The organism is Pseudomonas sp. Yb2C2 (assembly GCF_052112325.1).
GTDB lineage: Bacteria > Pseudomonadota > Gammaproteobacteria > Pseudomonadales > Pseudomonadaceae > Aquipseudomonas > Aquipseudomonas marginalis.
The window spans coordinates 322,810-335,719 of the sequence record NZ_JAVAJK010000001.1 but is presented as its reverse complement, the minus strand read 5'-3'; the positions used below and the strand labels follow the sequence as shown (position 1 = coordinate 335,719).

The following is a 12,910-nucleotide window of genomic DNA, read 5'->3' as shown; positions in this document are numbered from 1 at the left end:
CCAGCGAAAATTATAGCCCCTCCAACTCCGCCATCAAATCACTCAACCGATCCACCTTCTCCGCACTGATTTCATTGGCCGCCAGCCCCTCGATGTACGCGGCCAACTCCGCCACCGTGCTGCATTCGAACATCGCCCGCAGCGGCACATCCCGCTGCAGGGTCTTCTGCACGCGCGAAGCAATCTGCGTGGCCAGCAACGAGTGGCCGCCCAGTTCGAAGAAGTTGTCCTGCACGCCGACCCTGTCGACTTTCAGCACCTCGGCCCAGATCGCGGCCAAGGTGTTTTCCAGTTCGTTGCGTGGTGCCAGGTAGTCCTGGCTGTGCAACTGGCCGATCTCCAGTTCCGGCAGGGCCTTGCGGTCGAGTTTGCCGTTGGCGTTGAGCGGCAGGCGCTCGAGCCATAGCCAGTGCAGCGGCACCATGTACTCCGGCAGTTCGGCGCGCAGGCGTTGCTTGATGCGGTCCAGGCGTTCGCCCGGATTCAGCCTCTCATCGGCGGCCACCAGGTAACCCACCAGATGCTTGCCGTTGACGCCTTCCTGCACGCCCACTGCCGCGTCGCGCACTTGCGGATGTTCGTGCAGGCGCGCTTCGATTTCACCCAGCTCGATGCGGTAGCCGCGAATCTTCACCTGATGGTCGATACGCCCGACGTACTCCAGCACGCCATCGCTGCGCCGCCGTGCCAGGTCGCCGGTGCGGTACAGGCGCTCTCCCGGTGCGCCGAACGGGTTCGGCACAAACACCTGGGCGGTGCGCAGCGGATCGCTGACATACCCACGGCCCACCCCGGTGCCGGCCACGCACAACTCACCGACCGCCCCCTGGGGCACCAATTCCAGCGCGCCATCCACCACGTACAAACGGTTATTGTCCGTCGGCGTACCAATCGGCAGGTAAGTGCCACGGGTGGACGCCAGGTCGACGCGGAAGAACGCCACATCGTCCGAACATTCCGCCGGGCCGTAGGCGTTGACCAGGCCGATCTCCGGGTAACGCAACAACCACTGGTGCGCCAGCTCCGGCGGCATCGCTTCACCGGTCGGCAGCATCCAGCGCAAACCGTCCAGGTTGATGCGATCCTGGGCAAGCATGCCCTGGATCAGCGACGGCACGCTTTCCAGCACGGTGATGCCGTGTGCCTGCACATGGGCCAGCAAGCCCTGCGGATCGTGGGCGATGCTGTTCGGCACGATATCCACCCGTGCGCCGAACAGCGGCGCGGCGAGGAATTGCCACACGGAAATATCGAAGCTTTGCGAGGCGGTCTGGGCGATCACATCCGCTGGCGTCAGGTCCATATACGGCACCTTGCTCAATTGGTTATTGAGCATGCCGCGCTGTTCGACCATTACGCCTTTGGGCAAGCCGGTGGAGCCCGAGGTGTAGATCACGTAGGCAAGGTTGTCCGGGCCGCTGTAGATGCCCGGATTTTCCCCACGGGCAGGCACGTCCTCCCACACCAGCAACTGGCAGTCGACGCCGTCCAGCAGCTCGATGGCCTGCTCGCGGCACGCTTCGGTGCAGACCAGCAACGGTGTGCGACTCAGGTCGATGATGCGGCTCAGGCGCGGGCGTGGCAGGCCCGGGTCCAACGGCAGGTAACCGGCACCGGCCTTGAAGCTGCCGATGATCATGCCCAGCAGGTCGAGGTTACGCTCGGCCAGCAACGCCACCGGTTGGTCCAGGCCGACGCCCGCCGCAATCAGTGCATGACCCAGGCCGTTACTGCGCCGGTTCAGCTCGTCATAGGTCCATTGCCGGTCCAGGCAACGGGCGGCGATGCGCTGCGGATGCGCGCTCACCTGGGCTTCGAACAGCTCGATATAGCTGCGTTCCAGCGGGTAGGCGTGTTCGCTCTGGTTGCAGCCGTCCAACAGGAACGCGCGTTCCTGTTCGCCCATCAGTGGCAGGTCGGCCATGTCACCATGGAAGCCCTGCACCAGCGCCAGCAGCAGGCGCTTGAATTCACCGAGCATGCCCTGCACGGTGGTTTCATCGAAGTAACGCTGGTCGTAGGACAGGTGCAGGCCGAGGTCATCCCCCGGGTAGCACACGGCGGTCAGCGGGAAATTGGTGTGGGTGCGGCCGGAGTCCGAGGTGGCATTCAGGCTGTGGGCGCGGTCCAGCACCGAGACTTCCACCGGGGCGTTTTCGAACACGAACAGGCTGTCGAACAGCGGCTGGCCCTTGGGCAGTTCGCTGTGTTCCTGGATCGTCACCAGCGGCAGGTATTCGTACTCGCGCAGTTGCATATTGCTGTCGAGCAACGCGTTCAACCACTGGCGTACGCTGCAACGCTGGTCGTCTTCGGGCAGCTTCACCCGCAGCGCGATGCTGTTGATAAACAGGCCGACGGTGCGTTGCATCTCGGGCATTTCCACCGGGCGCCCGGCCACAGTGACGCCGAACAGCACGTCACGCTCGCCACTCAAGCGTCGCAGCACCAAGGCCCAGGCCGCCTGGGCAAAGGTGTTGACGGTGAGTTGATGGGCCTGGGCCAGTTCGCGAAGTTGCGCACCGTCACGGGCGTCGAGGCGGGTGTAGCAGTCACCCACCACCATGCCGCCACTGTGGCCGGCATGTTCGCGCAGGAACGGCCGGTCGCTGGGGATCGGCGTGGTGCGCTCGAACCCTTGCAGGTTCTGCTGCCACCACTGGCGTGCTTCGGCCAGGTTCTGGCGTTGCAGCCAGGCGATGTAGTCGCGGTAGCGCGGCGGCGTGGCCAGCTGCGCCTCACGGCCTTCGCCAAGGGCCATGTAGATATCGAAGAAGTCATTCATCAGCAGCGAGCGGCACCAGGCATCGATCAGGATGTGGTGGTTGCTCATCATGAACCAGTAGCGCGCTTCACCGACGCGGATCAGGCGCAGGTGGAACGGCGCCTGGTTGAGCAGATCGAAACCGGCTTCGCGTTCGGCCTTGAGCAGCGCTTGCAGGCGCGGTTCCTGTTCACTTTCCTGGTCGGCACTCCAATCCAGGTACTCGATCGGCGTGCTGCCCGGCTTGTGGATCACTTGCAGCATGTCTTCGCCGACGTTCCAGCAGAACGAGGCGCGCAAGGCTTCGTGGCGAGCGATCACCGCTTGCCAGGCCTGGGCGAAACGCTCGGGGTCCAGAGCGCTGTTGATGCGGTAGCGGTCCTGCATGTAGTAGAGGCCGGTGCCCGGTTCCAGCAGGGTGTGCAGCAGCAGGCCCTCTTGCATCGGGGTCAGCGGGTACACGTCTTCGATGGCGCTGGCCGGTACCGGCAAGCTGTCGAGTTGCGACTGGCTCAAGTGCGCCAGGGGGAAGTCGGACGGCGTGAGGCCGCCGGCGTTGTCCTCCAGGCAATGGGCGACCAACGCTTGCAGTTCGGCCAGGTAGGCCTGCGCCAGGTCCTGGATGGCCTGTGGGTCGTGGCGTTCGCGGCTGAAGGTCCAGCGCAGCACCAGTTCGCCGCCGTACACCTGGCTGTCCACACTCAGTTCGTTGGGCAGCGGCGCATCCGGGTCATGGGCCAGGCCCGCCGATTCGTCCAGTGGGTGGAACAGTGCATCGGCGCCGAAGCTTTGGTCGAACTGGCCAAGGTAGTTAAAGGTGATCTGCGCACTCGGCAAGGCGGCCATGCTCTGTTTGCACAGGTCATCGGCGAGGTAACGCAGCACGCCATAGCCCAAACCTTTATGGGGCACCGCACGCAGCTGTTCCTTGATCGCCTTGATCGAATCGCCCTGCCCGGTTTGCGGGGTCAGGCGCAGCGGGTAAGCGCTGGTGAACCAGCCGACGCTGCGGGTCAGGTCGATGTCGTCGAACAGGCTTTCGCGGCCATGGCCTTCGAGCTGGATCAGCGCCGAATCATGCCCGCTCCAGCGGCACAGCACACGGGCCAGGGCGGTCAGCAGCAGGTCGTTGACCTGGGTGCGGTAGGCGCTCGGCGCCTGTTGCAGCAACTGGCGGGTGTGTTCGGCATCCAGGCGCACGCTGACGGTATCGGCATCACGGTTGCGCAGCGAACCGTGCGGGCGGGCCACGGGCAATGCCGCGTCAGAGCCGGCCAACCGGTCCTGCCACAGGCTCAGTTCTTCACGCAGGGATTCGCTGCCGGCATACGCCTGCAAGCGCGCGGCCCAATCGCGCAGGGCGCTGGTCTTGGCCGGCAGGCTGACGGACTGGCCGTCGCTGAGCTGGCGGTAAACGTTTTGCAGGTCTTCGAGCAACACGCGCCACGACACACCGTCCACCACCAGGTGATGGATCGCGATCAGCAAGCGTTGCTGGCCTTGGGGGCCATCCACCAGCAAGGCACGCACCAGCGGGCCGTGTTGCAGGTCGAGGCTGCGCTGGGTGTCGGTGAACAGCGCGGTGCACTGTTGCATGTCGCGCACTTGCGCCTGCATCAGCACGCCGCCTTTCGGCACGGCCAGGTGTTCGGCATGCCATTGCGCATCGCGCCGGGTAAAGCTCAGGCGCAGGGCGTCGTGGTGTTCGAGTACCGCCAGCAGCGCTTGCTCCAGGCGATGAGGCTCGAGCAGTTGCAGCGGCTTGAGCACCAGCGCCTGGTTCCAGTGCTGGCGCGCGGGAATATCGGTGTCAAAGAACCAGTGCTGGATCGGTGTAAGGCCCGAAGCGCCGGTGAGCACGCCTTGCTCGGCGCTGACCTGCTCGGAGCGCGTGGCCACCCCGGCCAGGGTTTGCACGGTCTGGTGCTGGAACAGGTCGCGAGGGCTGAAATGAATCCCCGCCTGCCGCGCGCGGCTGACCACCTGGATCGACAGGATCGAATCGCCGCCCAGTTCAAAGAAGTTATCGTCGAGGCCGACTTGCTGCACGTTCAACACCGCGCACCAGATCGCTGCCAAGGTGCTTTCCAGCTCGTTGCGCGGCGCCACGTACTGTTGCCGATTGGCCTCGGGATCGGGTTGCGGCAGGGCGCGGCGGTCGAGCTTGCCGTTGGCGGTCAGCGGCATGCTGTCGAGTACGATCAGGTGCGCGGGCACCATGTAGTCCGGCAGTTGCGCCTTGAGATGGGCCTTGAGCGCCTCACGCAAGGTGCCGTGGTCGGCGTCGCTGACCAGGTACGCCACCAGTTGCTTGCCACTCGGCGAATCCAGCGCCAGCACCACCGCTTCGCGCACGGCTGCGTGCTCCAGCAGGCGGGTTTCGATCTCGCCCAGTTCGATACGGAAACCGCGAATCTTCACCTGGTGATCGATACGCCCCAGGTACTCCACCAGGCCATCGGCGCGCTGGCGCACCAGGTCGCCGGTGCGATACAGGCGACCGCCCTGGCGGGCAAACGGGTCGGCGACAAACCGTTCGGCCGTCATCCCCGGACGTTCGTGGTAACCCTGGGCCAGACCGGCGCCGCCCACATACAACTCGCCGGTCGCGCCTTGTGGTACCAAGGCCAGGTCGGCGTCGAGAATATAGGCCACGCGATCGCCGATGATGCTGCCGATCGGCACGCTGGCGGCGCCCTCTTCCAACTGCTGCGGCGCCAGGCTGGCCAGGGGCATGACCACGGTTTCGGTCGGCCCATAGGCATTGAAAAACACCTCGGGCTGGAACGCCACGCGGATACGCTGCAAGTGTTCGCCGGTCAGCGCTTCGCCGCCGGTGATGCACATGCGCACCGGCAAGGTCTGGTGCTGGGTCGCCAGCCACTGCGCCAACTGGCTGCCGTAGCTCGGGGTAAAACCAAGGATGGTGATGCCATGGGTACGGATCAGCCCGCAGATTTCCTCGGCATCCCACTGGCCCTGGGCGCGCAGGACCACCTGGGCACCGCTGAGCAGCGGCACCAGCAAACGCTCGGTGGCGGCGTCGAAGTTGATCGAATAGAAATGCAGCTCGCAATCGTCCGGGCGCATGCCGAAGCGCTCGATCACGGCCTGGCAATGCATGGCGATTTCACCGTGGGACACCACCACACCCTTGGGTTTACCGGTGGAACCGGAGGTGTAGATCAGGTAGGCCTGATGTTGCGGCAAACTGATAAACGGCAGCTCGCCGGCCGGGTAATTGGCCAGCACCGGCAAGTCATCTTCCAGGCACCAGCAGGCCACGCTCGCCGGCAATTCGCCAAGGGCGTCGAACATCGCTGCATCGCTGAGCAACAGGCCGATGCCGCTGTCTTCGATCATGTAGTGCAGGCGGTCCAGCGGGTATTCCGGGTCCAGCGGCACATAGGCGCCACCGGCCTTGAGGATCGCCAGCAGGCCGATGACCATTTCCAGCGAGCGCGGCAGCGCCAGGCCGACCCGCACCTGCGGGCCCACGCCGCGCTCGCGCAGCATCCAGGCCAGGCGGTTGGCGCGGGCGTCGAGTTCAGCGTAGGTGAGGGTCACACCGGCAAAGGTCAGCGCCGGGGCATCGCCACGCTTGAGCGCCTGCTGGCTGAACAGTTGCTGGAGGCACTGGTCGAGACGATGCTCGCCCGCCTCCACGCCCAGGCTGTCCTGCAACGCGCGTTGCTCGGTGGCGCTCAGCAACGGCAGTTCGCTGAGGCGTTGTTGCGGGTTGGCGATCAACGCTTCGAGCAGGTTGCGCCAATGCTCGGCCATGCGCGCGATGCGCGGTTCATCGAACAAATCGGTGCTGTAGGTCAGGCAGCAACCCAGGCGGTGGTCGAGGTCGGTGACTTCCAGGTTGAGGTCGAACTTGGTCGCGCGAGCATCGTTGGCCAGGTATTCGACGGTCATGCCGGCCAGTTGGCGGCTCTGCTGGAATTCCCAGCGCTGCACGTTGCACATCACCTGGAACAATGGGTTGTACGCCGCGCTGCGTGGCGGTTGCAGGGCCTCCACCAGATGGTCGAACGGCAGGTCCTGATGGGACTGGCCTTCGATCACGGTGTGACGGACCTGCTCGAACAGCTCGGCAACACTCATCTGCCCCGTGAGCTGGCAACGCAGCACCTGGGTGTTGAGGAACGCGCCGATCAGCCCTTCGCTTTCCGGGCGAATGCGGTTGGCCACCGGCGCGCCGATACGCAGGTCGGTCTGGCCGCTGTAGCGGTAGAGCAGCACGGCCAGGGTGGCGGTCATGGTCATGAACAGGGTCAGGCCACGTTCGGCGTTGAAGGCACGCACACGGGCGGCCAGATCGTCGCTGAGGTCGAAGCGGTACAGCTCGCCCCGGTGACTTTGCACCGGTGGCCGTGGGCGGTCGCCGGGCAATTCGAGCAGTGGGTGTTCGTTGCCCAGTTGCGCGGTCCAGTAGTCCAATTGGCGTTGGCGTTCGCCGGACTCCAGCCACTGGCGTTGCCACACGCTGTAGTCCAGGTACTGCACCGGCAACGGCGCCAGCGGTGACAGGCGCTCATCGATAAAGGCTTCGTACAGCGCGCTGAGTTCACGGGCAAAGATGTCCATGGCCCAGCCTTCGGTGACGATATGGTGCAGGGTCAGCACCAGGTAGTGCTCCCGCTCACCGGCCTTGACCAGGCACGCACGCAGCAGTGGCCCGGTTTCCAGGTTGAACGGGGTGTGCGCCTCGTGGTCGGCCAGTTGCTGCAAACGCTGCTCGCGCTCGCCTTCGTTCAACGCCGACATATCCTGCCAGTCCATGCGCAGGCCGGTCTGCGCCGACACCTTTTGATAGGCCACGCCGTCGACACTCGGGAATGTAGTGCGCAGGGTTTCGTGGCGCATGATCAAGGCCTGCAACGCCGCCTCGAAACGCCCCACATCCAGCACGCCACGCAGGCGCGCCATGCCGCCGACGTTGTAGGCCGGGCTGTCCGGTTCCATCTGCCAGAGAAACCACATGCGCTGCTGGGAATACGACAACGGCACCGGCAGGCTGCGGTCGACTGTGGCGATTGCGGTTTGCTGGTTGCGTTGACCGCTGGCCTGGATCAGGCCGACTTGCTCGGCAAAAGCCCCCAGCTCGCTGGCCTCGAACAAGGTGCGCAACGGCAATTCGACGTCGCAGGCCTGGCGGGTGCGGGAGATGATTTGCGTGGCCAGCAACGAGTGGCCGCCGAGGGCGAAAAAGTCATCGCGCAGGCCGATTTTCGGCACGCCGAGCACTTCGCGCCAGATCGCTGCAATCTGCTGCTGCAACGGTGTTTCGGGCTCGATGTGTTCGCGGGTTTGCCACACCGGCGCCGGCAATGCGCGACGGTCGAGCTTGCCGCTGGGGCTCAGGGGCATCGCGTCCAGGCGCATCAGTTGCGCGGGCACCATGTACTCCGGCAGCTCGGCGGCCAGGGCGGCTTTGACGTCCTGTTCGTCGAGGGCGGCATGGGCGGTGTAGTAACCGATCAACTGCGCGTCACGCACCAGCACCACGGCCTGGGCGACACCGTCCAGGGCCAGCAGGCGCGCTTCGATTTCTTCCGGTTCCACCCGGAAGCCGCGCAGCTTGACCTGCTGATCGAGACGGCCGAGGTATTCGAGCACGCCATCGGCGCTCCAGCGTGCGCGGTCACCGGTGCGATACAGGCGCGCGCCCGCCTCGCCCAGCGGGTCGGCGACAAAGCGCTCAGCGGTCAAACCGGCACGCCCAAGGTAACCGCGCGCCAGGCCGATGCCGCCAATGCACAGTTCGCCCGGCACACCGGCCGGCAACGGGTTGAGCTGCTCGTCCAGCACGCGGCAGATCACATTGCCCAGCGGCCGGCCAATCGGCGAGCGCTCGCCATCCTCGGCGCGGCACTGCCAGTGGGTGACGTTGATCGCGGTCTCGGTCGGGCCATAGCGGTTGTGCAATTGCACCGCCGGCAACTGCGCCAATACGCGATTGCGCAACTCGGCAGGCAAGGCTTCGCCACCGGAGAACAGGCGACGCAGGCTGGTGCACTCGGGCACCAGCGGTTCGTCGATAAACAGCTGCAACAGCGGCGGCACAAAGTGCAGCGTGGTCACGCCGTGCGCCTGCACCAACTGCGCGATGCGGTGCGGATCGCGGTGCTCGCCAGGACCGGCCAGCACCAGGCGGCAACCGGTGATCAACGGCCAGAAGCATTCCCACACCGACACGTCGAAACTGATCGGTGCCTTTTGCATCAGCACGTCGCTGTCATTGAGTTGATAGGTGGCCTGCATCCACTGCAAGCGCTCGGCCAGGGCCGCATGGGTATTGCCCACGCCCTTGGGCTGGCCGGTGGAGCCGGAGGTGTAGATCACATAGGCGAGGTTGTCGCCATCGAGGTGCAGGCCGGGCGGCTGGGTCGGCCAGCTGTCGAGGTGCAGGCTGTCCATGGCAATCACGCACACGCCTTCGGCACTCGGCACGCGGTCCAGCAATGCGGTCTGGGTCAACAGCAGGTGCACGCCGCTGTCCTTGAGCATGTAGGCCAGGCGCTCGGCAGGGTAATCCGGGTCCAGCGGCACATAGGCGCCACCGGCCTTGATGATCGCCAGCAGGCCCACCAGCAACTGCGGCGAACGCTCGGCGGCGATGGCTACGCACACGTCCGGGCCGACGCCTTTGTCGCGCAGGTAATGGGCCAGGCGGTTGGCCTGGGTGTGCAGTTGGGCGAAGGTCAGGCTGCCGTCCTGCCAAACCAGCGCGGTGTTGTCCGAGGTGTGCTGGTTGAGCAGTTCGGGCAGCCATTGTTGAGCCGGTGCGCACGGCGCCTGGCACCACCTTTGCTGTTCATCCTGCTGCATCAGCTGGATGTCGCCGAGGGCTTGCTGCGGTTGCTCACAGACCGCTTGCAACAGGTGGATGAAGTGCTCGGCCAGGCGCTGGATCGTCGCGCTGTCGAACAGTTCATCGGCGTAGTCGAAGGACAGGCTCAGGCGCCCGTTGCGGTCTTCTTCGCTGTGCAGCTGCAGGTCGAACTTGGCTTCGCGGCTGTGCCAGGGCAGCTCGTCGGCGAGCATGCCCGGCAGGCGGCGCAAGGCGCTGAGGTCACGTTGCTGGTGGTTGAACATGACCTGGAACAGGCCTTGTTCGCGGGCTTGCGGGAAGGCTTCCAGCAGTTGCTCGAAGGGCAGGTCCTGATGGGCCTGGGCGCCCAATGCAGTCTGGCGGGTGGCGGCCAGCAGCTCAGTGAAAGGCCGGCGCCCGTCCAGCTCGGCCCGCAGCACCAGGGTGTTGATAAAGAAGCCGATCAGACCTTGGGTTTCCTGGCGCGGGCGGTTGGCGTTGGGCACGCCGATGCGGATATCGCGCTGGCCGCTGTAGCGGTAGAGCAAGGTCTGGAACGCCGCCAGCAACAGCATGAACGGCGTGGACTCGTGGGTCTGGGCGGTCTGGCGAATCGCCTCGCTGAGGCTGACACTCAGGCGCACACTATGGCGCGACGCACTGTGGCGTTGCCGGGCCGCACGCGGGTGGTCGGTGGCCAGGCTCAGGGTCGGATGCTCGTCGCCCAACTGCGCTTTCCAGTACGCCAGTTGGCGCTGGCCTTCACCGTCGGCCAGCCATTGGCGCTGCCAGCTGCCGTAGTCGGCGTACTGCAAGGCCAGTGGCGGCAACGCCAGGGCCTGGCCCTGGCTTGCGGCGGCGTACAGGCGCGAGAACTCGTCGAGGAGGATATTCAACGACCAGCCATCGGCGATGATGTGGTGCAGGGTCACCAGCAACTGGTGATCGTCTTCGTCCAGGCGCACCAGGGTCACCCACAGCAGCGGGCCTTTTTCCAGGTCGAACAGGGTACGGGCTTCGTCCTCCCGGATCTGTTGCGCGCGGGCTTCACGCTCGGCGACGGGCAAGGCGCTGAGATCGATAACCTGCAGGTCGAAATCACTGTTGGCCTCCACACGCTGGAAGCCCTGGCCATCCCGTTCATAGAAGCGGGTGCGCAGGGCTTCGTGGCGCTGGATCAGGTGCTGGAAGCTCGAGCGCAGCGCGTCTTCATCCAGCTCGCCACGCAGGCGCAGGGCGCCGGGGATGGTGTAGGCGCTGCTTTGCGGGTCCAGTTGCCAGGTGATCCACAGGCGGTTCTGGGCCAGGGATTGGGGCAGTTCGTCCTGGCGCGACAACGGGCGGATCGCACCTTGGGCAATGCCGCCGTCCTGTTGCAGGTGCGCCACGCCGGCGGCGAACCCGGACAGCGTCGGCGCCTCGAACAGCAGGCGCAGGTTCAGCTCCAGGCCGAGGGTTTCCCGCAGGCGCGCCACCACCTGAGTGGCGGTGATGGAGTTGCCGCCGAGCAGGAAGAAGTGGTCATCGGCCGCCACCGTGGCAACCTGCAACTGCTCGCACCAGATCGCGGCGATCCGGCTTTGCAGTTCGGATTCCAGCACAACAGCGCTCGCCTGGGCGTGCAGATCGGGGAACTGCGCGTAGCAGTCGAGGCTGCCGTCGGCCTGCCGAAGCGCGCACGCCGCACGCTGCACCTTGCCGCTTGAGGTCTTGGGCAGGCCGCCGGGGTTGAGTAGCACCACCACGCACGGCGCTTCTTGATAGGCCTCGGCCACGGCTTGGCGGATGGCTTTGATCAGCGCTTCAGGCGGCAGGATCTTCTGCACGCTGCGGCTGATTTCCGCGGCGATGCCGATGCCTTCCAGGCCGTTGTCATTCACCGCAAACGCCGCGACCCGGCCCTTGCGCACCACTTCCACTTCACGCTCGATGGTCTGTTCGATGTCCTGGGGGTACAGGTTATGAGCGCGCACGATCAGCAGGTCTTTCAGGCGACCGGTGATGTACACCTCGCCCTCGCGGATAAAGCCCAGGTCACCGGTGCGCAGCCAGGTACGGCCGGCATGCTGCACGAAGGTCTTGGCGCTGGCCTCCGGGTTGCGCCAGTAGCCGTGGGCGATGCTCGGGCCGCTGGCCCAGAGTTCGCCGACGCAGTTGTCGGCCAGCTCGCTCAGTGTGTGCGGGTCGGCGATCAGCACAGCGTGTTCCGGCTGGGAGGTGCCGCAACTCATGATCGCACTGCCCTGCCCCGGCTCGGCGCGGTTGGCGGCCAGGGCCTGCTCGTCGACGCGCAGCGCCGGGATGCCATGGCCACGCCGGCCGCCGGCGACAAACAGGGTGGCTTCGGCCAGGCCGTAGGAGGCGAAGAAACTATCCGAGGTAAACCCGCAGGCGGCGAACTTCTCGGCGAAGCGCTCGAGGGTGTCGAGGCGGATCGGTTCGGAGCCGGAATAGGCCACGCGCCAGTTGCTCAAGTCCAGGCGTTCCAGGGCCGACTCACTGACCCGCTCGCTGCACAGGCGGTAGGCGAAATCCGGCCCGCCGCTGATGGTGCCGCGGTATTCGCTGATCGCTTCGAGCCAGCGCAGCGGCCGGCCGAGGAAATAGGCCGGCGACATCAATACGCACGGCACGCCGCTGAAAATCGGTTGCAGCAGGCCACCGATCAGGCCCATGTCGTGGTACAGCGGCAGCCAGCTGACGATCACGTCGTCAGGGTTCAGGTCGATGCCAAAGCCGCGCCGGATCAGCACTTCGTTGGCCACCAGGTTGCCGTGGCTGACTTGCACGCCCTTGGGCAACGCGGTGGAGCCGGAGGTGTATTGCAGGAAGGCGATGTCGTCGGGGTGCAGGTCGGGGGCGCTCCAGGCGCTGGCGATCTGTGCGTCGAGGGTGTCGACACTCAGCACCGGCGGCGCGTTTTCGATCTGCGCGAGGCCATCGGCCAGGCTGGCGATGGTCAGCAACAGACGCGGTTCGGCGTCACCGATAATCGACAGCAAACGCTCCTGGTGATGACGGCGGGTGGACTCCGGCGGGTAGGCCGGCACCGCGATCACTCCGGCGTACAGGCAGCCGAAGAACGCCGCGACGTAGTCCGGGCCACTGGGGAACAGCAGCACCGCACGGTCGCCCTGTGCCGCATTGGCCTGGAGGGCGGCGGCGATGGTGCGGGCGCGTTGGTCCAGGTCACGGTAACTGAGTACCACGTTGTGCTCGGCCGACTCGGCGAGGAAGCGCAGGGCGACCTGGTCCGGGGCCTGGGCGGCGCGACGTTGAAGGGACTCGACCAGGGTGCGGGGAAGTTCGAAGGCGTCCATCATGGG

The 12,910-nt window shown here is 65.7% G+C and carries 1 protein-coding gene; it reads right to left on the bottom strand.

What is annotated here, in order from left to right:
* Positions 1-10: 10 nt before the first annotated feature.
* Entirely contained in the window at positions 11-12,907 is a 12,897-nt protein-coding gene (locus tag Q8X51_RS01540) for a non-ribosomal peptide synthetase (RefSeq protein WP_407693442.1), read from the bottom strand.
* Positions 12,908-12,910 lie beyond the last annotated feature (3 nt).

Excerpts from the sequence above, each read along its gene's own strand:
- Q8X51_RS01540 (WP_407693442.1), bottom strand. The coding sequence starts at position 12,907 with ATGATGGACGCCTTCGAACTTCCCCGCACCCTGGTCGAGTCCCTTCAA.